The sequence below is a fragment of the Micromonospora sp. NPDC003944 genome (assembly GCF_053605225.1).
In genome coordinates this window covers 103,328-127,673 of sequence record NZ_JBSGIV010000002.1, presented here as the reverse complement: position 1 = coordinate 127,673, position 24,346 = coordinate 103,328, and the positions used below count along the sequence as shown (strand labels likewise).

The following is a 24,346-nucleotide window of genomic DNA, read 5'->3' as shown; positions in this document are numbered from 1 at the left end:
CCAAGCCGGGCTCGGACGAACCTTGGTGGCACGGCGCCTGGGCGACCCCACGGCGACGAGGCGTGCCCGTCCGGCCGCCGGCACCGAACGCATCCACCCGCTACAAGCTGATCGGGGACGACATGGGCAACGGACATTCCGACCTCAGCGCCACGATCGGTGAGCTGATGGGCGCGGCACTGCTGCGCGGCCCGCTCGCCCCGACCGAAGACTTCTTCGACTGCGGCGGCGACTCGGTCCGCGCCGTCGTCGTGCTGCAGCGGCTCATCGATGTCTGTCAGCCAACCGGGCCGGAGGCCGGCGAGGCTCTACAGTCCGCCCTCCTGGAGAGCATCTTCGAGGACGCGACCCCGGCCGGCTTGGCGGCAGTCTGCGCCGCGCACGCGGCGGTGCCGGGTGCGGTAGGCGGGGGGCAGCGTCATTGACGGCCACGGAGCGACGGCCGACGGGCTGCTGACTGAGCTGCGCCGACGTCGCGACGAGCGCCCCGACGCGGTGGCCCTGCGGACCGCGACGGCGACCGGCGGCTACATCGCCACCTGGGAGCAGCTGCACGACACGGCGTGCGCCGCCAGGGCCGGCGCCGCGACGCTGGAGCCGGGTGCCCCGGTCCTCCTGATCGTGGACAACACCCCGGCCAGCGCCGCGGCCCTGATCGGGATGACCGCCGCCGGCGTGGACGTGCTGCCGGTCGAGGAGGTCAGCTCCCACCTGACCGACCTGCTCGCGCCGACCCGCAACCCGGGCATCCGCACCGTCGTCGGCCCAGCCCGCACGGCCGGCACCGAGCCGGCGGGGATCGCCTTCCTCAGCTACGAGCGGTGCCGAGCCCACCCCACCACGGCTGGCGGATCTTCCGCGCGCCGGGCCGGCGAGGTGCTGCAACTGACCTCCGGCTCAGCCGGCGAACCCAAGATCGTCCGCCATTCGATGGCCAATGTATGGCATGGCGGGCGCACCTACCAGCAGATCCTCGAACTGACCCCGGCCGACGTGGTCGTGGCCGCAGTACCGTTGGCGCACTCGTTCGGCCTGGTCGGCGCGCTCACCGCCGCGATCGTCTCCGGCGCCGAACTCCGTACGACGCGGCGGTTCCAGCCGGGCCGCGTCGCCGACGCGCTCGCCGGCGACGCAACCGTCTTGTTCGGCACCCCGCAGGGATACCGGCTGCTCACCCCGGTGCTGCACAACCGCCCGACGCCGGCCCGCCTGCGGGCCGCCGTGTCGTCGGGCGGACCGCTGCCCGCTGACCTCGCCGACCGGGCGCGCGCTGTGCTCGGCGTCCCGGTACGCCAGTTCTACGGCAGCACCGAAACCGGCCTGATCAGCTACCAGCCGGACCCCGGCGACGAGTTGCCCGACCTATCGGTCGGGGTGCCGGCCCCCGGTGTGCGGCTGCGGCTGACCCCCGCAGAACCGGGCGGACCTGCCGGCGCCGGCGAGCTGTCGGTGTACACGCCGACCCTCTTTGCCGGCTATCTGGGCGCACCAGGCCCGGTGCACAGGCCAGACGGCTTCTACGACACCGGAGACCTGGCCCGCATCGACGCCAGCGGCCGGCTGCACCTGCTCGGCCGCAAGGACACCTTCGTCAACGTCGGCGGTCGCAAGGTCAACCCAACCCGGGTGGCGCGGGTCCTCGGCGAGCACCCGGGGGTGCGGGAGGCCTTCGTCTTCGGCTCCACCGACGCCGGCGGCGAGCAACGGGTGCACGCGGCAGTGGTGCTCGGGCCTGGTACCGGACTGGCCAGCCTCGCCGAACACTGTCGCAGACGGGGTCTCGCGCCGTACGAGGTGCCGCACGAATTCCATTCGCTGACCCGGCTGCCGCACACCGCGATGGGCAAGGTCGACAGGCAGGCCGTGATCGCCGCCGTGGCCACCGTACCGATTGGAAGCGAGGTTTGAGATGACCCACCCCGCATCCCCACCACCAGGGACCCCCGCTGACGGGCCGGAAGACCCGGTCGCCGTCATCGGCCTCGGGTACGTCGGCCTGACCCTGGCGGTGAGCCTCGCCCGAGCCGGCGTGCCCGTCGTCGGAGTGGAGGCCGACCCGGGCACCCGGGCGGCCCTGCGGGCCGGCACACCCGCCTTGTTCGAACCCGGTGTCGACGAGCTGCTGCGCGACCTGCCGGCGGACCGGCTGACCGTCACCGACACGCTCGACGGCGTCACGGTATCCGCGGTCGTCATTTGCGTCGGCACACCACTCGACGCCAGCACCGGACGGCCGGACCTGAACCACTTCACGCTGGCCGCCGAGACCGCAGCCGCCGCCAGCACCGCGGACACCCTCGTCGTGGTACGAAGCACCGTCCCGGTCGGGACGACCCGGCGCGTGCTGCTACCCCTGCTGCGCGCACAGGCGGACGAGCCGTTGTTAGCCTTCTGCCCCGAACGGACCATCCAGGGCCGCGCGCTCGCCGAACTCGCCAGCCTCCCGCAGGTCGTCGGCGGCCTGGACGACCGCTCCGCCGAACGGGCCCGGCAGCTGTTCGCCCGGCTCACCCCCGACCAGGTCGTTGCCGCCGACCTGGAGACGGCCGAGCTGGTCAAGCTGGCCTGCAACGCTCACACCGACCTGCTGTACGGCTTCGGCAACGAGCTGGCGATGATCGCCGAGGCGGTCGGCGTGGACGCCACCGAGGTCATCGCCGCCGCGAACCTGGGCTACCCACGGCCCGACCTGTCCCGGCCGGGTTTCGTCGGCGGGAGCTGCCTGACCAAGGACCCGTACCTGCTGATGTACTCGGCCGCAACGGCCGGCTACCACCCGCCACTGGTAGCCGCCGCCCGCGCCGTCAACGAGCAGGTGCCGCACCTGGTGACCGAGCGGGTACTCAAGGCACTGGCCGCCACCGGTCGGGCGCCGGCCGACGCGAAGGTCCTGGTCTGCGGGATGGCCTACAAGGGCCGCCCGGAGACCGACGACGTCCGCGGTTCGGCCGCCACCGTCGTCGCCGACGGCCTGCGCGAGCGCGTCCGCCTGCTGGCCGGCCACGACTACCTGGTCCCCGACGACGTCACCGCTCGGCTCGGATACGTTCCGGCGTCCCTCGCCGACGGTCTGGCCGGCGCCGACGCCCTGGTGCTGCTGGTAGACCATCCGCGCTACCGCACCGATCTCGACGCCGCACTGCTGCGTCGCACGATGAACCGTCCCGCAGTGGTGGTCGACGTCTGGGGCGACCTAGCGCCGTCGCTGTCCGCGGCGGCCGAGGTGGACTACCGGAGGCTGGGCCGTGGCTGACCGGATCCTGATCACCGGCGGCGCCGGCTTCGTGGGTCTGCACCTCGCCCGCCGCCTGCTTCGTGAGGGCGCGGACGTGACCCTGCTCGACGACCTGTCCCGGGGCCGGGCCGACCGGGATCTCGACGAGGTTCGGAGCGAGGCCCGGCTGGTTCGGCACGACCTGACCGCGCCGATCCCCGGGGACCTACTCGTGGGTGACTTCGACGAGGTCTACCACCTTGCCGCGGTCGTCGGGGTACGGCAGAACAGCGAAAACCCCTCCCTGGCACTGAACGTGAACCTGCGCGCGGTGCTGAACGTGCTCCAGTGGTGCCGGCGTCACCCGCCGGGGCGGTTCTACCTCAGTTCCACCAGCGAGGTCGCCGACGGTGCCACCCGCCTCGGGCTGGCGCCGTTCCCGGTGCCGGAGGACGTGCCCTTCGTGCTTCCCGACCCGACGCTGCCCCGGGCCTCGTACGGGCTTAGCAAGATCGTCGCCGAGACGCTGCTGCGCCAGTGCGCCGACCTTTTTCCGGTGCGGATCGGCCGCTACCACAACATCTACGGCCCCCGGATGGGTCACGACCACGTGATACCCCATTTCGTGGCCCGGACGCTGGCCCGTCAGGACCCCTTTCCGATCTATGGCGCGACCCAGACCCGCGCGTTCTGTCACATCGACGACGCCGTCGACGCGACCATCGGCCTGACCCGTCTGCCCGATCCCGAGCCGATCGTGGCCAACATCGGCAACGACACCGAGGAGGTCGTGATCCGGGAGTTGGCCGAACGGATTACCCAGATGGGCGGCTACGCACCCACCTTCGAGGTCTTCGACCCCCCGCCCGGCTCCCCGGATCGGCGGCTGCCCGACCTCAGCCGGCTACGGCGGACGATCGGGTATGCGCCCCGCGTCGACCTGTCCCAAGGGCTGCGACAGACCTTCGACTGGTACGCCGCCGCACTCGCCGACGACCAGAGCGTCGGCGCGCCTCCGGGCATCCGGAGCCGAGCATGACGTTTGAGATCCGCGACGGTGAGCTGTGGCGGGACGGCACCCCGTTCACCGTCGCCGGAGTCGACTACCACCCGTCGCGGGCGGGATGCCAGATCTGGACCGACTGGGACCCGTCGGCCCTGCGGCGCGACTTCCGAGCGATGGCCGACGCGGGCCTGAACACCGTGCGGATCTTCCTGTTCTGGCGTGACTTCGAACCGACGGCCGGTCACCACGATCCGGTCATGTTCGACCGGCTGCGCGCGGCCGTCGACCTAGCCGCCGAGGCGGGGCTGGCCTGCGTGCTCTCCCTGCTGACGATCTGGATGAACGGGCAACGCCTGGATCTACCCTGGCGGCGGGGACGCAGCCTCTTCGACGATGCGGAGTTGCTCGACCGGCAACGGGCCTACGCCCGACGGGTGGCGACCGCGTTGCGCGGAGCCGGGAACGTGCTCGCCGTGGATCTCGGTGACGAGATCGCCAACGTTGATCCAGCGGCCGCCCGGCTGCCCAGAAACACCATCGTCGCCTGGCAGAGCGGGCTGGCCGATGCGTTGCGCGACCAGCTTCCCGGGCTGCTGGTGACTCAGGCCAACGACGCCTCCGGTGTGCTCGGCGCCGCGCCGTTCGGCCCGGACAACGCCACCGGGCTGGACCTGATCGCGCTGCACGGCTTTCCCACCTGGGCGCCGGTGTCGATCGAGTCGACCAGTTCGTACAAGGCGAGCAACCTGGTGCCGTTCCTGGTCCGCTACGCGCGGGCGTTCGGGGTACCCCTCGTCGACGAGCTGACCAGCTACGGCACCGACGAGGCCACGACGGCGGACTACCTGCGCGCCGCCACCGCCTCCGCCCTGGGCAACGGCGCCGCCGGAGTGTTGGTCTGGTGCTGGCAGGACATCGCCTCCACCCTGGAGCCCTACCAGCAGCGCCCCGGTGAGCGTTTCGTGGGCCTGCACCGCCTCGACGGGACACCCCGCCCGGCGATGGCAGGGCTGCGCGAGGCGCTGCGCGCGGCACCCCGACTGCGGCCAGGCCCGGACCGGGCCTCGGTCGCGCTCTACCTGCCGGAGCGGGCCCGGGTCGACGGCGGCTCGTACCTCGACACGGGGGTCGGGACGGTAGCCACGTTCTACGCCTATCTGCTCCTCAAACGCGCACACCTGGACGTCGACATCGTCGCCGGCGACCCGACCGGCTACCGGCTGGTTGTCTGCCCGTCGGTCGGCCACGTCACGCTGACCGATCTGGACCGGCTGGGTTCCGCGGCCCGCCACGGCGCGACCGTCTACTACTCGATGGCCGATCACCTGCACGGCTTTCCCGGGTCCGAACTGGCCGGCGTCGAACCGGTCGACTACACCCTTCTCACCGACGGACACGACCACGTCGAGTGGGACACCGACCGGTGGCCGATCGACTGGGCCGGTGCCGGGGTCCGGCCGTCGGTACTGGCAGCCACCACCGGGCAGGTGCTCGGCCGGTACACCGGTGGCACGCCGGCCCTGGTGCGCAACCCGATCGGCGCCGGGCAGATGGTGTTCTGCGCGGCCCCGATCGAGCGCCAGCTCGACGTGCCCGGCCGGCTTACCACCACCGTCTGGGAGGGCCTCTACCGACGCGTCGCCGCCCTGGCAGGGCTGACCCCCGAGGTCGACTGCGCCGACCCGGACGTGGAGATCCTGCCCGGGCGCGCCGCCGACCCGCACGAGGTGCTGCTTGTCAACCACGCGGCGACCGTACGACGCATCCAGCTGCGCTGGCGGACGACCGCCAGCTCCCCGGTGTGCAAGGAGGTGGTTCTGGACGGCAAGGACTGGCAGTTGGTCGCCCAGCCGCCCGAGCCACGACGGCCTGTCGCACCACCCCGAACCGACCAGCCATCCCCCCACTGACCTCGTCCGTAATCAGCGACCGACGAGGCCGATCGATTGGAGAGCGACATGCCCATCACGGTCCCTGGCGCCGAGAAGTCCCTGACCGGAGCCGACAACGCGGTACCCGCCTTCATGTTCGACATGCTCTCGGCCTGGGGTTTCCGGGCCCTCACCCTGGCCTTCCGGCTCGGTGTGCTGGCGGCGGTCGCCGAGGAGGAATTGACTGCCGAGCAGGTGGCGGGCAAGACGAACCTCGACCCGCGGGGCACGGCGTTCCTGCTGGACTGCCTCGACTGCCTCGGCTATGTCTCCCGCGTCGGTCACCGGTACACGGCCACCGAAACCACCCGGGAACTACTGCCGATGATCACCATGGGCATCCCGTACTTCGAAAAGATCGTCTTCACCGACTGGGCGAACCTGGAGGACCGGCTGCACGGCGACCTGACCCTCCCGTTCACCCCGGACCAGCCGCGTACCCCGCGCTGGCTGGCCAGGGAGTGGCGACTGTTCCAGGACGGCATGGTGGCCCTCACCAACATGAACATCGATGAGGTGCTCGAGCGGGTGCCGGTGCCGGACCCGTCCGGGCACCTGCTGGACCTCGGCGGCGGCTACGGCCTCTACAGCATCGCGCTCTGCCGCCGACACCCACAGCTGCGCGCCACCATCTTCGAGATCCCGGAGATGCAGCGGCTCGCCGACCGGGCCATCGCCGAGAATGCCATGACAGACCGGATCGACTTCCGGGCCGGCGACTTCTTCACGGACGATCTGGGCAGCACCTCGATGGCGCTGCTGTTCAACGTGATCCACTCCAAGAGCCACAGCCAGAACCGGGAACTGGTCGCCCGGACCGCCGCCGCCCTGCGCCCCGGCGGTCTGCTGGTGCTGCTCGACCAGTTCCCCGCCCCGGAACTGGGCCCGATCGGACGCAGCTTCGGCGCGATGATGGCGCTGAGCATGTTCAACAGCGTCGGCCAGCAGACGTACCCGCTCGACGAGGTCCACGACTGGCTGACCGACGCAGGGCTGGTAGACGTGGAGTTCCAACCGGTGCGCAGTGCTCCCGGCAACGGGTTGTTCCTTGCCCGTAAGCCCAGTCGGTAGAACCGGCGATGCCCACGCCCACGCCCGAGCCGGCCGCCGTGTCGACGACCGAGGCCGTGGTGAGGCAGGTCAGCCTGGTACCCGACGGCTATCGCGCCTTCGACACGCCGCTGGAGGACGCGGCCCGGTTCCACCGGCTGTCCCGGCCCATCCTGGAGCAGTTGGTGGAGCTGGGTCTCCCGCACTCCTCGAACGCGGACGGCCTGCTGTTTGATCGCTACGACCTGCGCAACGCGGCGTTACTGCTGGGGGTGCGGTCGCCGCAGCGGTCGACGTACGAGGCTATGGCGGCGGCCCTGCGCATCGGTGGGGCCGAGGCGGTCGTGGCACGCACGGTGATCGTGCGCGCGTATTGCCCGCAGCGGGACCACTGCGCCGGCTGCGTCTTCGTCCTCGACTCGGCGGTGACGTCCGCACCGCAGGTCGTGGCGACCCGCCGACCCGAGGCGTCCCGGTTCGAGGTGGACATCCGTCTGGCCCCGGCCGCCGCACCGCCGGCACCCACCCCCGAGCAACGGCTGCTCCTCGACGAGGCAGCGAGGCTACGGTTCCATCTGCTGCCGCCGGGACTCACCGCCGATCTCGGGTTCCTGCGGGAGACCGGCCTGGCCGACTGCACCCTCGCGGTGCGCCACCTGGTGTCCCGGGGAGGCGAACTTGGTACCCCGGTCCGGCCGGCCACCGGCCTGTGCCTGTCGCGCCCCTTCGCGAACCGGCACCACTGGCTGGAGTTGGGTGACGCCGAGGACCGGTGGTGGCCGGCCGACCCGTTCTTCCTCCGCGCGCTGATCGGTTGGGGACTGCTCGACGACGATGACTGGCCCGCGCACCGCAGCCCTGCGGGCGCGTACTGGCGGATCGACCTGGACATGGACGTCCCGATGCTGCGCCACCTGGGCGCGGCAGTCGACGCGTCCGCGCCGGAGCGGCTGGGACCGGCGTACTTCCTCGTTCACTGACCCCGGTGAGCCCGGCGGTCTCATCACCAGTACGGGAAGGGAACAGCATGGTCGTTGTCGGTACCGAGGCCGAACCCCTGCGTGCCCTGGTGGGGCACCACCTCGGCTTCAGCGAATGGATGCCGATCTCTCAGGAGCAGGTAGACCTCTTCGCCGCGGCGATCGGCGACCACCAGTGGATCCACGTGGACCCGAAGCGGGCGGCCGACGGCCCCTTCGGCGGCACGGTCGTTCACGGGTTCCTCATCCTCGCGCTGACGTCCCGGGTGCTGGAGCAGGTGCTCGTCCCCGAGGGCGTCCGCGTGAAGGTGAACTACGGCTGCGAGCGAGTCCGCTTCCTCTCGCCCGTGCTGGTCGGTTCCCGGATCCGGGCCGGTGTCACGTTGCGAGGAGTTCGGCCGCTTCGAGGCGGCGTACAGATGACTCTGAGCCTGGCATACGAGATGGAAGAGCGGCGGGCGCCGGTCTGCGTGGCGCTGGTGCTGGTGCACAACTACGCATGAGGGTTCCGGTCGTGGTGACGGCCTGGGCAGCCGAGGCCGCCCGGGCCGTCACCACGGAGCGCTCAGGATCGGGGCGCCGCGCCGGCCTGCCGTCCCGCGACGAACGCGGCCAGGTCGTCGACGGTCTCCATGCGCAACCAGTCCACATGACCGACCAGCGGCACGCCAACCTCGTCCTCCAAGCGCATCAACAGCTCGAGGATCCTGGCCGACGTCAGGCCGAGCTCCATGAAGATCCTGGTGTCGCCGGTCAGCGACCCCGGCTCGTGACCGGTCATCTCGGTCAGCAGCCCGAGGATGGTCGCAGCGGCTGTGGCGGCGGATGGTGAGGAGATCATGGTGTGCTCCGTCCAGTCGATGAGGGAATGATGCGGTCGGGCCGGAGCCTGCGGCTATCGCGCGGGCACCGACACTCAGCGTTCCCGCAGGCAACGCAGCAGTGCCCGCGCGACAAGTACCGCATCGTCGTTGGACATCCGGCTGTGCAGCGGCAGGGACAGCAGACGCGGTGCGACCGCGTCGGTGACGGTCAGCGCGGAGCGACCCGCGCCCGCGCTGCTCCGGTAGGCCGACAGATGGTGCACCGGCGGGTAGTGCACCGAGGTCTGCACGCCGGCTGCAGCGAGTCCCTCGCGTACCGTGCCCCGATCGGTCCCCTCGGGCAGCACCACCGGCATCAGGTGCAGCGCGGAGTCGCCCGTCCGGCCGCCGAACGGCAGCACCAGTTCGGGTGCCGCGGTGAGCACCTCCCGGTACGTGTCGACCAGCGCACGGCGTCGCTGCCGGTCCAGGGCGAGCCTGCCCAACTGCACACGGCCCAACGCGGAGGAGACCTCCGTCGGCCGGTAGTTCAGCCCGAGTCCGGCGACGTCGTAGCTGGCGTCGCCGGTGCTGAGCCGGTCCCACGTGGAGGTGGTCACGTGGTGTGAGCGGGCCAGTCGGATCCGTTCCCGCACCGCGTGGTCCCGGGCGAGCACCATTCCGCCCTCACCGGTGGTGACGTTCTTGGTCGCGAAGAAGCTGAAACAGCCGATGTCGCCATGGGTGCCGAGCATCCGCCCGTCGTGCTCGACGACTGGGGCGTGCGCGGCGTCCTCGACCAGGACCGCGCCGTGGCGGTCGCTGACCGCACGCAGCGCGGCCAGGTCCGCCGGATAGCCGGCATAGTGCATCGCGACCACCGCCCGGGTCCGAGTGGTGACCAACCGCGTCACGTCCACCGGATCCACGGTGAGGTCGTCCGGGGCGCACACGTCGGCGAGGACCGGGGTTGCGCCGGCCAACGCCACCACCGCGGCGGAAGCCACAAACGTCAGAGCCGGCATGATCACCTCGTCACCGGGCTCGAGGTCGAGGGCCATCATCGCCAGGTGCAGCGCGGCCGTGCCACTGCTGACCGCGATGGCGTCCTCGGCGCCGAGCCGGTCGGCGAACTCACGCTCGAACGCGGCGGTCTGTGCGCCAGCCGAGAGCCAGCGCGAGCGCAGGACCTCGGTGACCGCGGTGATTTCCTGTTCATCGACAGTGTTGTCGGCCAGGGTGACCCGCCAACGCCGGGCCGTCGGTGCGCTCATCGGTGTGGACTCCTTCCGTCGGGTGGGCAGGAAGTCGCGGTGCCGCTCACCGTGCTCGCGCGGCCGGGTCGGGCGAGGGCGGGTAGCTCGATTCGTAGGCGTCGAGGACGCGTTCCCAACCGAACGACCGCGCGGCGCGTCGCCGGCCGGCGGCACCGAGTTGTCGGCGTCGAACGGTGTCGCCGAGCAGCTCGATCAGCCCGGCGGCCAGGTGCGCCGGACCGGGCGGAACGACCAGGCCGTCAACCCCTTGACGCACCACCTCGTAGGCGCCGGTGAACGCGCCGCTGACCACTGGCCGGCCACATGTCCACGCCTCGACGAAGACCAGCGGGAACACGTCCGCGAGGCTGGGCAGGCAGAGCAGTTCGCAAGCGGCGATCGCGTCGTGTTTGGTCTGCTCGTCGACCGTGCCCAGGTCGTGCAGGCGCGGATCGGCGTGAGCGGCGAAGTGGGCGGGAGCGTCCACATCGACGTCCGGGCCGACGAAGACGAACCGGGTGGCGGGCAGCCGTCCCCACACCGTGGTCATCGACTCCAGCAGTGTCCGGTACCCCTTGCTGACCATACGACGCCCGACGAAGAGCACGAACGGGCCGTCGATCCCGTGCCGGCGTCGGAACCCTTCCGGGTCGACCGGCCCAGTGAGGTCCGAGGCGGACGGCAGGTGTCGGATCCGACTGTCCGGCACACCCAGGTCACTCAGCGCTCTCACCTCCGCGGCGGTCAGGGCGAAGACCACATCGGCGGCACGGCAGACCTCACCGGCGCGGACCGGGTCTGGCCAGACCTCCGGTGCCGAGCAGGGGGTCAGGGCCAGCCGGGCACCATGACGACGAGCCAGTCGCACCGCCTCGACCGGCGCGTCGGGACGGGCCAGGTCGAACGCGTGCACCACCGACGGGGCGAAACCCGGGTGTGCCCCAAGCAGCTGGGCGGCGTCAGTGAAGAGCGGCACGCCCGCCGCGCGCAGGCTGGCGACGGTGTCCGGATGGGCGGCGGTGACCAGTGCGGCCACCCGCCGCGAGCGTGCGGCCAGGCCCTGCGTCGCGCGCACCGCCATACGTTCCGCCCCTGCCCGTGCGCCCCCGTAGCCGGCGAAGACCACGAGGATGTCACCGACGTCGCCGCTCACGTCCACGTCTCGATCGTGGCGCCGCCCGGCACCGGCTCGTCGAGGAAGAAGACGTCCAGTTCCGGGCGAGGCCGTTCCACGGTCGGCGGGGACGGCACCAACCGCAGGTACCGGTCCGGATCCGCCAGGAAGTCGGTACGCGCCTGCTCGTAGTGGGCTGGCGTGCCCACGTCATGCCAGGACTCGTTGAAGGCGTATCCGTTGACCGGCTTCCCGGCGTCGGTCAGCGCGTTGATGAGGGTCGGCATGTCGGTCGGCTCACCAGCGGGGATGTGCGACCGGACATCAGGGTCGGCCACGTAAATGCCGCAACAGACGTTCCACTCGAAGGTCGGCTTCTCGTGTACACGTCGGATCCGGTCACCGTCGGTGCGCAGTAGCCCTACCCCCGTGGAGACCCAGTACCGCTGGAACGCCACGGTCAACCCGGCGCCGCTGGCCACGTGCCGCCGGTACAGGTCCCCGAAGTCAAGTGACGTCAGCAGATCGCCGTTCATCACCACGGCGGGCCCGGTCCAGTCAGGGACGAGCAGCAGCGGCGCGGCGGTGCCCATCGGACGTTCGTCGACGCAGTAGTCCACTCGCAGACCCAGCTGGGAGCCGTCGCCGAACGCAGACCGGATCATCGAACCCAGGTGCGAGACGCACAACGTCGCCCGGGTGAATCCGCAGGCACGCAGCCGACGCAGGCTGATCTCCAGCAGGGAGTGCTGTCCCATCGGCATCAGCGCCTTCGGGCGGTTGCTGGTGTGCGGCATCAGACGGGTGCCCCGACCCCCCACCAGCAGTATCGCGTGCATCGGGTCAGCCTCCCGGTCCTCGGACGACGGCCCCGTCCGCCCGAGGACGGGGCCCTGACGTGCAGCTGTACCTCACGTCCGAACCGCCGCCCGCAGCTCGGTCTCCAACTGAGCGAACGTGGGAGCGAGCGTGCGCATCGTCGCCGCAGCGGCGGCGTAGTCCCCGGCCACCAGCGGGTACTCCATCGACCCAATCAGCCGGGCCTGCTGGTCCAGCACCTCCGCCACCCGGGTGTAGCCGTGCCGGGCAAGCACGACGGCCGCGTCGTTGCGGCGTCGTGCGCCCACGCAGACCATGAAGTCGGCCAGATGGAAGAACAGAAAGGTGCTCAGTCCGCCGTCGAGCACCTTCGCTGCGCCCTCGGCCGCCTCCGCGGACGCCTCCGGTGCGACCATGTCGGCGGCGATCGGCAGCAGCCGGCGCACCGCCTCGGCCGTGCCGACCTCGCGTACCCGCCGGAAAGAGGTTCGCAGGTTGAAGTCCGGTACGGTGTAGGACAGCGTCTCGGTGCGCCAGGCGGCGAGCAGTTTCTCCACCGGCAGCACGGTGTACGGGTGAGCACGCGGATCATGGACCACCACATTCTTCCCGTCGAAGCCGACGATCACCAGATAGTGGTCGGCGCCGATGGGCTGACCCAGCCCGGGGTGGTGCGGCAACAGTCCCATCTCCACCGGGCCGGCCACCGCCCGGTGCTGGTCGTCCACCTTTTCCAGCGCCCGGACTACCTCGTCGGGCGAGCCGCCAGTCTGCTCACACGTCCAGCCGAGCAGGTCCAGCATGCTGTTGATGCCCTTCTCCGGGTTCCAACCGGCCGGGGCGAAGAACGGGCGTCCGTCGTGATGCAGGTACATGCCGAAGGCCGACCCGGTCAGCACCTCCACCACGGTCTCGCCGGGGCCCTCGTCACCGAAGGCCATCTGCAGGGAGTCGGAGAAGCAGCCATGGGTCTCACCGGAGAACTGAACGGGCATCGGGGCCAACTCCTGTCTCAGGAACGGGGGCGCCCGGCGCCGCAGGTGCGCCGTCGGGCGTGGGGCCTTGATCACCGGCGCTCAGGCCGGCGGTGACGAGATAGCTGCGGGGGAGATGCGGGAAGTTCACCGGCGCTACACCCTGCGGCCAGCGCCCGTAGTCGGCCCCGGCCGCGCCGGGCTCCGTGACCTGCTCGACCTCCCAGCCAGCCTGCCGAAGAAACTCGGCAGGGGTGTCCGTGCCGAATCGCCACGGACTGCCGGCGGTCGCCAGTTTGTCGAGAAACGGTCGCATGTAGCGCAGCCGGAAGATCCCCGTGCCGATGAGATCCACTGCGATCCTGCTGCCCAGCGCGGAGAGCCGGGCAGCCTGGCGTGTCACCGCGGCGGCCACCGGCGCAGGAAGGTAGAACAGCAACCCCTCGGCGAACCACACGGTCCGCGCTGCCGGGTCGAAACCTGCGTCGAGAAGCGTCTGCTCCCAGTCACCGGTCAGGTCCGTTGCCACGGTCCGGCACTCGCAGCGCGGCACGTTGGCGACCTGGGAGAGCCGCTGCCGCTTGTACGCCAGCACACTGGCCTGGTCCACCTCGAACAACACGACTCCCGACGGCCAGTCCAGCCGGTACGCCCGGGTGTCCAGTCCGGCACCCAGCCCGACGACCTGGCAGCCCTCGGTGACAGTGCTGCGCAAGAAGTCGTCGAACCACCGGGTGCGGATGGGCAGCACCGGATTTCCGTCAGGGGCAGCCCGCTCGGTGTGGAAGTGTCGCAGCAGGGCGTCCCCGTCCGCGCCGGCGAGCAGGACGGCGAACGCGTCGTCGAAGAGCCGGTCTGGCCGCGCCGTCTCTCGCGCCCGTGCTGCGGCAGTCCACCGGGCGGTCCGGGCGACGCCGGACAGGTCGGTGTCCGAAGCAGCCACCTCGATACTCATGCCCCTCAGTGTTTCCATCCAAGCAGGCGAGGGACAGATGTCCGTGCGGGCGTACCCATGCGGCCAGCACCAGCGTCGCCCCGACCGGAGGGGTCGCGCCGTGGCCGCCGGTCGGTAGTAGCGGGTTAGCCTGGGCCGCTACGACCGGCGACGACGGGGGTGGCGGTGTGGACGGCTCTGCTCGCGGCGAGGGATGGACCGCGCTCGCGGCGTGGGGCGGTGTGAAGCTGGTCCGACCGCTGCCCGGCGGACACCGCAACGAGGTAATGCTCGCCGAGCGGGCCGGGATGCCGCTGGTGGTCCGCCGCTCGATCCGACCCCGCGCCGCTCTGGAGTGGGAGCTGGATCTGCTTGAGCATCTGCGCGGCTGTGGTGTGGCGGCACCGGAGCCAGTGCCCACCGACGACGGTCGCCGGCACGTGGACGGGGTGCTGGTCAGCGGCTTCATCCCCGGCCGGTACCCGGCCGATCCCGCCGACTGGCGGCGGGTCGCAGACCAGCTCGCGGTGCTCCACACGGCGACGACCGACTGGCCGCAGCGCCCGGGGTTCAGCGCCAGCGGTGTGCTGCTCGACGCCGAGCGGGGCGGGGACGTGCGGCTGGACGCGATGCCCGCCTCGGCGGCCCGGATGGTGCGATCAGCCTGGCTGCCGGTACAGCAGGGGCCGCGCTGCGTGGTGCACGGCGACATCGGCCCCACCAACGTGCTGGTCGACGGATCCCGGATCACCCTGCTGGACTGGGACGAGGCGCGAGTGGACGTGCCCTGGTTCGACTACGCATTCCTTCCCGACGAGGTGGCGACGCCGTGGCCGGGGGAACGGGCGCAACTGCGCGCCGCCGGCCTCGCCTGGGAGACAGCGACCTGCTGGGCGGCCGAGCCGGTGTACGCCCGCCGTCGGCTGGTCGAGCTGCACCGTCACCGGCGGCACACCAGCGCCTGACGGTCGGGTCGGCCGGGCCAGCGCACGCTCGAAGATGCGTACCCAGTCCTCCCGCGTCCAGCATGGACGCGAAGCCCGATCCCACCCACTCCGAACGCCGTCACCGACGACCAGGGTCGCCGGGCTCGATGGCAAGCCGACCCAGCGACGAAGGTCGACCGGATCCGCGTCCGGCCGTGTCCCGTCGCCGTCCGGCCGGTAACCGCACCCGCGCCGTCGGCGCAGGAAGTGACCAAGATCGACGCTGGAGGTGTGGTGAGCGATCACCGGATGGATCTCCCGGTCGAGGTGCCGCTGAACGAGAGCCCCGACGTCATGGCCAGCAACCCGGCCAACCTGCTGCGCGCCCGCTGGCAGACCGTGCGCCTGCTCCGGCGGGGCGGTGCCGGCCTGGTCACCACGCTGGTGCTGGCCAACCTGCTCCTGGGTGTGCTGCCAGTGCTGTTCATCGTGGCCACAAGCGTCCTGCTCGGAAGGGTTCCGGCCGCGGTCAGTGGCGGTCTGGATTCCCGGGCCTGGGACTCACTGGTGAGTGTCTTCGTCGGGGCCGCCCTGGCCTTCGTCGCGCAACAGGTGATCACGCCCCTGCGGACCTCGCTTGGCGACTTTCTCAGCCGCCGGGTCGATCAGCAGGTACACGACGAGCTGATGGCGGCGTCGCTGTCCCCGGTGGGCATCGCGCCCCTCGAGGACGAGGAGAATCAGGACCGGCTGCGGGTGGCGGCGCTGAAGCTGCAGTTCGCCGTGCAGACCCCAGGTGACGCCTGCGCCGGTCTGCTCGCCCTGCTCGCCCGGTACACCCAGCTCCTCGCGTACGCCGTGCTGATCGGTGTGGCGTTCTCCTGGTTCGCGGCGGCCGGCCTGATCGTGTCGGTGCTGCTGGTGCGGCACAGCACCCGGGGCGGGCTGAGCCGCTACGCCGAGGCGCGGCAGCGGCTGAGCCGGGCCGAGCGGCGGGTGCACTACCTGCGGGCGCTCGCCGTGGAACCCGCCGCCGGCAAGGAGATCCGGGTGTTCGGCCTCGCCGGTTGGCTGACCGCAACGTACCGCCGGGTGTATCTGCTGTGGCTGCGGCCGATGTGGGCCTACCGCCGACGGATCCTGCTCTGGCGGTACCTGATCTTCGCCGGGCCGAGCCTGGTGGCGGCCGTCGCGGTCTTTGCGGCGGTGGGCGTGGCAGCCCCGGCAACGCTGACGTTGACGCAGTTCGCCCTGGTGGTGCAGGCGACGGTGGGGGCGATCGCGCTCGGCGGCTACTACCCGGAGGCCGACGTGCAGACCGCTGTGGGCATCGGGGCCTACGACGACGTACGCCGTTTCGTCGGTCGACTGGCGGCGCCCGCGCCGGCGACCGGGTCGGTGGGTACGCGCCCGCTGCCGCCGCTGTGCACAGAACTGCACTTCGACCGCGTGAGCTTCCGCTACCCCGGCCAGGAGCACAACGTGCTCGACGAACTCGACCTGCGGTTCCCGGTCGGCAGGTGCACAGCGATCGTCGGCGTCAATGGTGCCGGCAAGACGACCCTGGTCAAGCTCCTGGCTCGGCTCTACGAGCCGACCCGTGGCGTGATCCGGGTCGACGGGGTGGACATCCGCTCCTTTCCCGTGGCCGAGTGGCGCGCCGCGATCGGCATCATCTTCCAGGATTTCCTGCGTTACGAGACCTCGGTCGCCGACAACATCGCCTTCGGCGCGGTCGATCACCTCGACGATAGGGAAGGGGTGCGGACGGCGGTGGCCTCCGTGGGGTTGACCGAGCCCGTGGACCGGCTTCCCGCCGGCATCGACACCCCACTGGCGCGCCACCTCACCGGTGGAGCCGAGCTGTCCGGGGGTCAGTGGCAGCGGGTCGCCCTGGCCCGAGCGCTGTTCGCGGTGCAGCATGGCGCGCCGATCGTGGTCCTCGACGAGCCGACCGCCAACCTCGACGTGCGCGCCGAGGCCCGCTTCTTCGACCAGTTCGCCGAGCTGACTCGCGGTGTCACCAGTGTGCTGATCTCCCATCGGTTCTCCACCGTCCGGCATGCCGACGTGATCGTCGTTCTGGAACAGGGCCGGGTCGTCGAGCGGGGCAGCCACGAGGAGCTGATGGCGGCTAACGGTCGATACGCGCGCCTGTTCCGGATGCAGGCCGATCGGGTGCTGGGCCCGGAAGAGGTCCGCCCGGACGAGGTCGACCCCCGTGAGGTGCTCACGTGAGCGCGACCTTCGCCGGTTCCCTGAGGATGCTGGGCACGGCGTGGCGGGTGCATCGCGGCAAGACGGTCACCGCGCTCTTCTTCGTCGTAGCGGGAGCGGCGGCGGCGCCGTTGCTGGCCCTGGTGCTGGGCTGGATGACCGACGCGGTGGTCGCCGGGAACAGGGGCGTGGTGTTGCTGGGTGGGGTCCTCGCCGGGGTCCTCGCGTTTGCCACCGTCACCTTCGGGCACTTCGCCCATCTCGCCTACTTCGAGTTGGCCGAGTTGGCCGAACTCGACTTCGACGAGCAGCTCATCGGGCTCTCCAACGGCTCGGTCGGGATCGCCCACCACGAGCAGGCGGCCACCAGTGACACGGTGACCGTCCTGCAACGCGAGATCCGGCAGTTCGGTCGAGGGCTGGAGGCGTTGCTCAACGGCCTCGGTCTGGTGATCGCCGTAGGCATCACCGTGGTGCTGCTCGTGCGGCTGCACCCGTTTCTGCTCCTGCTGCCCCTGGCGGCGGTGCCGTCGCTGTATCTCGGTCGGCGGGCCGAGCACCTCGTGGACACCGCCAAGACGGACACCGCCGAGACGACCCGTACGGCGTTGCACCTGTTCGATCTGACCACCCAGTTACCTGCGGCGAGCGAGCTGCGGGTGTTCGGGTTGGCCGACGAGATGCGCCGCCGGCATGCCGGCCTCTGGTCGGACGTGACGGGTCGGCTGTTCCGGGCCGACCTACGAGCGGCAGTGCTGCGCACCGCCGGTCAGGTGACGTTCGCCCTGGCCTACGTCGCCTCGGTGCTGCTGCTGGTCCGGGCGGCCGTCGACGGCCGGCGCGGCGTCGGCGACGTCATCCTGGTCGTGGTCCTGGCCGCCCAGATCAGCGCGCAGGTGACCGCCACCGTCGCTCTCCTGCGGGACCTGCAACGGATGGCCGCGCTCTATGCGCGGATGGCGACGTTGCGCGAAGCCGTCACGGACGACGATGCCGGGGACCTGGACCCACCAACCCGGCTGCGGCACGGCATCGCGCTGCGGGACGTTTCGTTCAGCTATCCGGGGACCGACACGCCTGTGCTGCGCGATGTCACGGTGACGCTGCCAGCAGGCAGCACGGTGGCGGTGGTAGGCGAGAACGGCGCCGGCAAGTCGACGTTGGTGAAGCTGCTCTGCGGCCTGTACCGCCCGAGCCGCGGTCGCATCCTGCTCGACCACGAGGACCTGCACCGGTTTCGGCCCGACCGATGGCGCGCACGCACCTCCGTCGCCTTCCAGGACGCGCTGCGCTACGAGTTCCGGACCCGCCACGCCGTCGGTATGGGCGACCTCGCTAGCAGTTTCGCCGACCAGCCGGTACGAGACGCGTTGCGGCTGGCCCGAGCCGACGACGTGCTGCGTCAACTGCCCGACGGCCTCGACACGGTACTCGGCAAGGGTGGCAGCGGCGCCGAGCTGTCCGGCGGGCAGTGGCAGAAGGTGGCCCTGGCCCGCGCGCTGGTGCGCCCGGCACCGATGCTGCTGGTGCTCGACGAGCCGACGACCGCACTGGACCCGGAGGCGGAGCTGGCCATGTTCGCGCACTACGCGCAGCAGGCGGCCAGGGTGGGCCGGCAGACCGGGGCGATCACCGTACTGGTGTCCCACCGATTCTCGACTGTCCGTACGGCCGACCTCATCATCGTGGTCCGTGACGGACGGGTGGTCGAGGCGGGCGACCACACAACTCTCAGCACCGGATCCGGTCCCTATGCCGAACTCGTCGCCATCAACGCCCGGGCGTACCAGTGACCGGTCGCCGAGGGTCCCATCCACATGACCCCACGGAGCGTCGCGGCGCCGCCGCGTACCGCCCCGTGGACCCGACAGGAGGAACCACATGACCCGTTGGAGATCCGTGCTCGGCGCCGCGTTGACTGCGGTGTTGCTGGGCGCGTCCCTGACAGCACCCGCGTCGGCCGACCCGGGCGCCGCCGCCCAGGTGCCCACGCAGCGACTCAACTGGGGCGCCTGCGCCGGCGTTGACAACCCCGCCCTGCGCTGCGCTCGCGTGAAGGTACCGCTGGACTACCGTAACCCGCGGGGCCGGAAGATCGAGGTGATGATCTCGCGGCTGCCGGCAACCGACCCGGGCCAGCGGCGCGGCGTGTTGCTGAGCGCCCGCGGCGGACCCGGCCAGCACGGCGGGGTGTACCTGCCCGACGACTACTCGCGCCTGATGACGCCCGAGGTGCGGGCGCGCTACGACCTGATCGGCTTCGACGTGCGCTTCCTGGAGCAGAGCACCCCGATCACCTGCGGTTATCCGAAGGAGGAGCCGGAGGGGTTCTGGAACCGGGGCGCGCAGTCCCGGCCGGAGTTCGAGCTGCACGTGGATGAGGCGCGCAAGTACGCCCAGGACTGCCGTAAGCACGCCGGTTGGGCCCTGCCACACGCCACCCTGGAGAACATCGCCCGAGACATGGACGTCATCCGGACCGTCCTCGGGGAACGGCGGATCAACTTCTTGGGTGCGGACGCCCTGGGCACCGTCGGTGCCATCTACGGCACCCTCTTCCCGCACCGGACCGACCGGTTCATCCTCGACAACCCCCTCGACCCGGACAAGCTGTGGCGAGCGTCCAGGCTTGAGCGGGTCACGCTGATGGAGAGCGGCTTCACCAAGTTCTCCGCCTGGATGGCCGAACGCAACGACCAGTTCGGGCTGGGCAGTACGACCGCAGAGGTCGAGCAGACGGTGTCGAACATGTGGAACACGGCCCCGTTGACCGCCGGTGGTCGCCAGTGGACGGCCGACGAGCTGGTCTACTACACGCTGCTGGGCGTGTTCTTCGATGCTTTCGCAGAATGGATGGCGGGCAACCTGTCCGCGATCCGCCGCGGTGAGGCGCCACCCGCGCCGTGGCCGCTCTACCCCTCGGCGCGCCCCGGCGTGGCGGGCGTACCGGTCGACAACCACACCGCCGTGAGCACCTCGTACCAGTGCGCCGAAAGCCCCTGGCCGACCAACATCGAGACGTACTGGCGGGACCTGCAGAGGTACACGGCGCAGTACCCGAACTTCGGCGTCGCTGCCGCCAACATCTTCCCGTGCGCGTTCTGGTCGTCGCGGAAGGACAACCGGGTGACGATCGGTGGCCGGCACACCCCGCCGGCACTGGTCCTCGGCGCAACCGGTAACTCCATCGTCCCGCTGTCAAACGCCCGGGCGGTCGCCGCCGCTCTGCGCGGATCCCGACTCGTCATCGACGACCTGCGTGGCCACGAGCTCTACCCGTTCTACGGCAGCGACTGCCTCAAGGACCGGGCGAGCCACTACCTGATCAGCGGCCAACTGCCGCACGGCAACGTGCGGTGCCCGGCACCGGCACCGGCACCGGCACCGGTGAGCTGAGCACACCCCGTCGCCACCGCAGTGCCCACGGGCGCTGCGGTGGCGACGGACCGACCGCTCAGAGCGCCGCGGCGGCCAACTCGGTGAAGTCGAGAAACCGCCTCGGCGGCAGTTCGGCCAGGACCCGCATCAGCGGAGTGCTGCACTTCTCAGTCATGTAGCGGTAGTTGCTCGCGGCCTCCTCCAACAACGCCTCGAAGGGCTCCGCGTGTGGAATGTGCAGTGCCTTGGCCCGCCGGTTGAAGGTGAAGTGGGCGCCGCCGCGGTACAGCCGGTAGCCCAGATCGACGTCCTCGGCGCCCCAGGCGCGGAACTGTCCGTCGAAGCCGCCAACGGCGCGTAGCTGGGCGGTGTCGGCGAAGACGTTGGCGGTCCAGAAGAAGAGCGGGCGTCGGCGATGCCGACGTTGCGGGCCGCGGCGACTTGCGCAACTGGGCGCCCCTGGTCTGCTCATCCGCCGAATCCGAACCAATCGACTATATGCTATGTGTCGATTCGGCCCGGTCTTCCGGTGCCGGCAGACTCGTGTTAACCCATCGGAGGTTCGGATGTTCCTGATCGAGCGGCGTGAGGTGCCGGAGCAGCTGGTGCTCTGCGAACGTCATGAAGGGATAGGCCAGGCCGAATTGGCCGACCACCTACGCGCGACAATGGAACGGCTGGGGGAGCTGGCCGAACAGCACGGTGGGGCGGCGGGCCCGACATTTACCATCTACCGGGACGAGGAGTTCGACCCGGAGAACATCACGGTCGAGACGTGCATGCCGATCCATCAGCAGCCGGCGGAGCCGTTGGCCGCGGCCGTGCGTCGCGAGCCAGCACACAATGAGGTGTTCGTGCGGTTGACGAAGTCGCAGGCGGTGCCACCGCAGGTTGGCGAGGCCTTCGCGGCGGTGGCGGACTACCTGGAGCAGCACGGTCTGGTGGAGGCGGACGCGGCGCGCGAGGTGTACTTCACCGACTTCGTCGCGGCCGGTCCGGATGACCTAGTGATGGATGTAGCGTTCGTCGTCAAGTAGGCGGCCGCACCCAGGGGCGGGCGGAGACTTTCTCAGTCCGTCCGTCCGCCCCGACGAGCCGGGCGCGGCGCTACAGACCGCCTACGGGCGCTGGCCGCGCTGACAGGCCGGCGACGAGTTCGTTGTAGTCGAAGTACCGTTCCATCGGTAGGTCGGCGAGCACATCCATGGCGGGCGTCCGATACTTTCCGGCCATATAGCGGTGGTTCGCCTTGTCGCTTTCAATCGCGGCCTGCAACACCTTCGCGTGTGGAATGTGCAGTGCCTTGGCTCGTCGGTTGAAGGTGAAGTGGGCGCCGCCGCGGTGCAGCCGGTAGCCCAGATCGATGTCCTCGGCGCCCCAGGTGCGGAACTGTTCGTCGAAGCCGCCGACGGCGCGTAGCTGGGCGGTGTCGGCGGAGACGTTGGCGGTCCAGAAGATCTGCCAGGGGGCTGGGATACGGGTGAGGTCCTCGCCGTAGCGGTCGTAGAAGAGCTCACGGACGTCGCGGCACTCCCGTTTGGCCTGCATCCGCTCGATGCTGCCGTCGAGGTCATCCACGTCGAGGCGCTCGGTGACCAGTGTGTTGCTCTCTCCCGTGTCCGAGAGGCCATATACGTAGGCCACCACAGCGGCCGGGCCCGGTGTTGCTGTGTGGCTGGCGACGTGCTGGTCGAGGTTGTCGGCGTGCAGCATCACTCCGGCGTCGACGAAGACGCAGATGGGGGAGCGGGCGTCGGCGATGCCGATGTTGCGGGCTGCGGCGACCCGGAATCCTTCGTCGGGCTGGTGGTGGTAGCGCAGGTTCAGGCGGTCCTGGAAGCGTGCGACGAGGTCGGAGGTGTCGTCGGTGGAGCCGTCGTCGACGACGATCACCTCGAACCGGTCGGCGGGCATCCGTTGCCGGGTCAGTGACTCCAGGCTGTGCCTCAGCAACGCGGAACGGTTGTAGGTCGGTATGACAACTGTGCATCCCGGCGTGTTGGACACGCATTCCCCCTCATAGGCTCAGGGTGCGGCCGGCCGCGCAGCCCGGCCGCGCGACGTCACGCCGCGCCGGCGCCGCCCGAGAGGCCGGGCGAGGCGGCCGACCCCACCAGGGCATCGTGGCATCGGCACGACCTCCGCGGCATCTCGTGGAATGCGCTCACCCGCACCGCAACGTGAGAGGTGCGACCGATGCCCGGCGCGGCCAAGGATGGACCCAGCGGTACGCGCACACCCGTCCACGTCCTGTCCGACCGGGTGTGACGCGACGTCCCCGAGGTGGTCCGCGCCCCGTCGCCCCGGCGACGAGTGGCGAACCCGTGCCCGTGGCCGCCCGTCCCGAAGGAGAGCTGCATGCCGATCGTCAACGATGTCCCGGCGGTGACCCGGCCCGCCCAGGAGCTTGAGGAGCTCGATCGTCGAGTGCTCCTGCACCCGCATCAGAGCGGGGCACGCGGGGAGCGCTGCGTCATCGTGCGGGGTTCTGGCTGCACGGTGTGGGACGCCCAGGGCATCGAACTGCTCGACGTCATGGGTGGCGGGAACTGGGTCGCACAGGTAGGACACAGCCGCACCGAACTGGCCGACGCCGCGGCTCGCCAGATCGGCAGGCTGGAGTACTTCACCGGCTTCGACATCTTCTCCAACGACCAAGCCCTGGAACTGGCCGAGAGGCTCGTCCGGCGTGCGCCTGACGGCCTGGACCGGGTCTTCTTCACCAACGGCGGCTCCGAAGGTGTCGAAAGCGCGATCAAGTTCGCCCGGCTCTTCCACCACAACCGCGGCGAACCGAACCGCACCTGGGTCCTCTCCCGGCACTACGCCTACCACGGCAGCACCTACGGCAGCGGCACCGCCACCGGCATCCCGGGCATGCACGTGGGGATCGGACTGGGGTTGCCGCACGTGGAGAAGGTGTCGCCGCCGTATCCGTACCGGGCCGCAGAGCTGTACGGCGGTGCGGAAACCACCGACTTCCTGCTGCGGGAACTCGCCGAAACGATCGACCGGATCGGCGCGGGCAACATCGCGGCGATGATCGGTGAGCCGGTGATGGGCGGGGCCGGCATTCTCGTCCCGCCCGACGACTATTGGCCCCGGGTACGCGAGCTGCTGAACCGACACGGCATCTTGCTGATAGCCGACGAGGTGGTGACCGCGTTCGGTCGTACCGGCGCGTGGTTCGATTCGGCGGCACGGGGGATGGCAGCCGACCTGGTGGTCACCGCGAAGGGGCTCACCAGCGGGTACGCGCCGCTGGGCGCGGTCCTGCTGCGCGACGACATCGGCGAGACGGTCGCCGGCGGCGACAACTACCTCTTCCACGGGCACACGTACTCGGGTCATCCCACTGCATGCGCGGTCGCGCTGGCCAACCTCGACCTGATCGAGCAGGAGGAGCTGGTGTCCCGTGCCGGGGCGATCGAACAGTGGTTCACTGCCGCGCTGGCCCCGATCTCCGTGCTACCCCGCGTCGGTGAGGTGCGGGTAGCGGGCGCCACCGTCGGCGTGGAGCTTGTCGCCGACCGGTACACCCGGGCACCGCTGATGGCCGGGGCGGTCGCCGCCGAGCTGCGCCACGCGCACCGGGTGGTCGCCCGTGACTACGGCAACAACCTGGTGATGGCGCCGCCCCTGGTCATCAGTGAGGAGCAGGTGGCCCGGGCGGCCCATGCGCTGTTCGAGGTGGTCTCCCGCCTCGGCGCGGACGGCGCGTTGGCCGGGCGGCCCCGGTGAGCC

22 protein-coding genes are annotated in these 24,346 nt (G+C 70.7%); 14 read left to right on the top strand and 8 right to left on the bottom strand.

Going from position 1 to position 24,346, the window contains the following annotated elements:
* Positions 1–62 precede the first annotated feature (62 nt).
* The 8 genes from ACWER9_RS01735 to ACWER9_RS01700 are packed head-to-tail and all read left to right on the top strand — an operon-like array spanning position 63 to position 8,684.
* Positions 63–425 carry an acyl carrier protein gene (locus ACWER9_RS01735; RefSeq protein WP_452299965.1) on the top strand — a complete coding sequence of 121 codons (363 nt, stop codon included), beginning with the start codon at positions 63–65 and terminating at the stop codon, positions 423–425.
* Positions 421–1,908, top strand: a complete 1,488-nt coding sequence (locus ACWER9_RS01730; protein WP_452300033.1) for a class I adenylate-forming enzyme family protein — start codon at positions 421–423, stop codon at positions 1,906–1,908. Before ACWER9_RS01735 ends, ACWER9_RS01730 begins: the two co-directional genes overlap by 5 nt.
* A gap of 1 nt (position 1,909) precedes the next feature.
* Positions 1,910–3,253, top strand: coding sequence for a nucleotide sugar dehydrogenase (locus ACWER9_RS01725; protein WP_452299964.1), 1,344 nt, complete (start codon positions 1,910–1,912; stop codon positions 3,251–3,253).
* Positions 3,246–4,253 carry an NAD-dependent epimerase/dehydratase family protein gene (locus ACWER9_RS01720; RefSeq protein WP_452299963.1) on the top strand — a complete coding sequence of 336 codons (1,008 nt, stop codon included), beginning with the start codon at positions 3,246–3,248 and terminating at the stop codon, positions 4,251–4,253. The genes ACWER9_RS01725 and ACWER9_RS01720 overlap by 8 nt, the downstream gene beginning before the upstream one ends.
* On the top strand, positions 4,250–6,130 hold the full coding sequence (locus tag ACWER9_RS01715) for a beta-galactosidase trimerization domain-containing protein (protein ID WP_452299962.1): 1,881 nt from the start codon (positions 4,250–4,252) through the stop codon (positions 6,128–6,130). The genes ACWER9_RS01720 and ACWER9_RS01715 overlap by 4 nt, the downstream gene beginning before the upstream one ends.
* A gap of 48 nt (positions 6,131–6,178) precedes the next feature.
* Positions 6,179–7,222, top strand: a complete 1,044-nt coding sequence (locus ACWER9_RS01710; RefSeq protein ID WP_452299961.1) for a methyltransferase — start codon at positions 6,179–6,181, stop codon at positions 7,220–7,222.
* 8 nt (positions 7,223–7,230) lie between these two features.
* The gene (locus tag ACWER9_RS01705; RefSeq protein WP_452299960.1) at positions 7,231–8,181 is read left to right on the top strand and encodes a hypothetical protein; all 951 of its coding nucleotides are present in this window, start codon (positions 7,231–7,233) and stop codon (positions 8,179–8,181) included.
* Between the two features lie 47 nt (positions 8,182–8,228).
* Complete coding sequence (locus ACWER9_RS01700; protein WP_452299959.1) at positions 8,229–8,684, top strand: MaoC family dehydratase; 456 nt, start codon at positions 8,229–8,231, stop codon at positions 8,682–8,684.
* Between the two features lie 62 nt (positions 8,685–8,746).
* On the opposite strand, the gene ACWER9_RS01695 is transcribed toward ACWER9_RS01700, so the two are convergent.
* The 6 genes from ACWER9_RS01695 to ACWER9_RS01670 all read right to left on the bottom strand — a co-directional run bounded on the left by ACWER9_RS01695 (position 8,747) and on the right by ACWER9_RS01670 (position 14,102).
* Complete coding sequence (locus ACWER9_RS01695) at positions 8,747–9,022, bottom strand: acyl carrier protein (protein WP_452299958.1); 276 nt, start codon at positions 9,020–9,022, stop codon at positions 8,747–8,749.
* Positions 9,023–9,097: 75 nt separating this feature from the next.
* Complete coding sequence (locus ACWER9_RS01690; protein WP_452299957.1) at positions 9,098–10,258, bottom strand: DegT/DnrJ/EryC1/StrS family aminotransferase; 1,161 nt, start codon at positions 10,256–10,258, stop codon at positions 9,098–9,100.
* Between the two features lie 46 nt (positions 10,259–10,304).
* A complete protein-coding gene (locus tag ACWER9_RS01685; protein ID WP_452299956.1) occupies positions 10,305–11,399 on the bottom strand; it encodes a glycosyltransferase family 4 protein in 1,095 nt (364 codons plus the stop codon).
* On the bottom strand, positions 11,390–12,193 hold the full coding sequence (locus ACWER9_RS01680) for a sugar phosphate nucleotidyltransferase (RefSeq protein ID WP_452299955.1): 804 nt from the start codon (positions 12,191–12,193) through the stop codon (positions 11,390–11,392). Before ACWER9_RS01680 ends, ACWER9_RS01685 begins: the two co-directional genes overlap by 10 nt.
* A 72-nt stretch (positions 12,194–12,265) precedes the next feature.
* Entirely contained in the window at positions 12,266–13,168 is a 903-nt protein-coding gene (locus tag ACWER9_RS01675) for a hypothetical protein (protein WP_452299954.1), read from the bottom strand.
* The gene (locus ACWER9_RS01670) at positions 13,146–14,102 is read right to left on the bottom strand and encodes a class I SAM-dependent methyltransferase (RefSeq protein ID WP_452299953.1); all 957 of its coding nucleotides are present in this window, start codon (positions 14,100–14,102) and stop codon (positions 13,146–13,148) included. Before ACWER9_RS01670 ends, ACWER9_RS01675 begins: the two co-directional genes overlap by 23 nt.
* Positions 14,103–14,269: 167 nt before the next feature.
* Here ACWER9_RS01670 and ACWER9_RS01665 point away from each other — a divergent pair, with 167 nt between their 5' ends.
* From ACWER9_RS01665 to ACWER9_RS01650, 4 genes are all read left to right on the top strand, one after another.
* Positions 14,270–15,046 (top strand): phosphotransferase, encoded by a 777-nt coding sequence (locus ACWER9_RS01665; protein ID WP_452299952.1) that lies wholly within the window; start codon positions 14,270–14,272, stop codon positions 15,044–15,046.
* A gap of 270 nt (positions 15,047–15,316) precedes the next feature.
* On the top strand, positions 15,317–17,245 hold the full coding sequence (locus ACWER9_RS01660) for an ABC transporter ATP-binding protein (RefSeq protein ID WP_452299951.1): 1,929 nt from the start codon (positions 15,317–15,319) through the stop codon (positions 17,243–17,245).
* Positions 17,242–19,017 (top strand): ABC transporter ATP-binding protein, encoded by a 1,776-nt coding sequence (locus tag ACWER9_RS01655; RefSeq protein WP_452299950.1) that lies wholly within the window; start codon positions 17,242–17,244, stop codon positions 19,015–19,017. Before ACWER9_RS01660 ends, ACWER9_RS01655 begins: the two co-directional genes overlap by 4 nt.
* A gap of 88 nt (positions 19,018–19,105) precedes the next feature.
* Positions 19,106–20,620, top strand: coding sequence for an alpha/beta fold hydrolase (locus ACWER9_RS01650; protein ID WP_452299949.1), 1,515 nt, complete (start codon positions 19,106–19,108; stop codon positions 20,618–20,620).
* 58 nt (positions 20,621–20,678) lie between these two features.
* Here ACWER9_RS01650 and ACWER9_RS01645 read toward each other — a convergent pair whose 3' ends face one another.
* Positions 20,679–21,074 carry a galactosyltransferase-related protein gene (locus ACWER9_RS01645; RefSeq protein WP_452299948.1) on the bottom strand — a complete coding sequence of 132 codons (396 nt, stop codon included), beginning with the start codon at positions 21,072–21,074 and terminating at the stop codon, positions 20,679–20,681.
* A gap of 94 nt (positions 21,075–21,168) precedes the next feature.
* Here ACWER9_RS01645 and ACWER9_RS01640 point away from each other — a divergent pair, with 94 nt between their 5' ends.
* The gene (locus ACWER9_RS01640; RefSeq protein WP_452299947.1) at positions 21,169–21,639 is read left to right on the top strand and encodes a hypothetical protein; all 471 of its coding nucleotides are present in this window, start codon (positions 21,169–21,171) and stop codon (positions 21,637–21,639) included.
* Positions 21,640–21,709: 70 nt separating this feature from the next.
* Here ACWER9_RS01640 and ACWER9_RS01635 read toward each other — a convergent pair whose 3' ends face one another.
* Positions 21,710–22,609 carry a glycosyltransferase gene (locus ACWER9_RS01635; protein WP_452299946.1) on the bottom strand — a complete coding sequence of 300 codons (900 nt, stop codon included), beginning with the start codon at positions 22,607–22,609 and terminating at the stop codon, positions 21,710–21,712.
* Between the two features lie 351 nt (positions 22,610–22,960).
* Between ACWER9_RS01635 and ACWER9_RS01630 the strand changes: the two genes are divergently transcribed.
* Complete coding sequence (locus tag ACWER9_RS01630) at positions 22,961–24,343, top strand: aminotransferase family protein (protein WP_452299945.1); 1,383 nt, start codon at positions 22,961–22,963, stop codon at positions 24,341–24,343.
* The last annotated feature ends 3 nt before the right edge of the window (positions 24,344–24,346 follow it).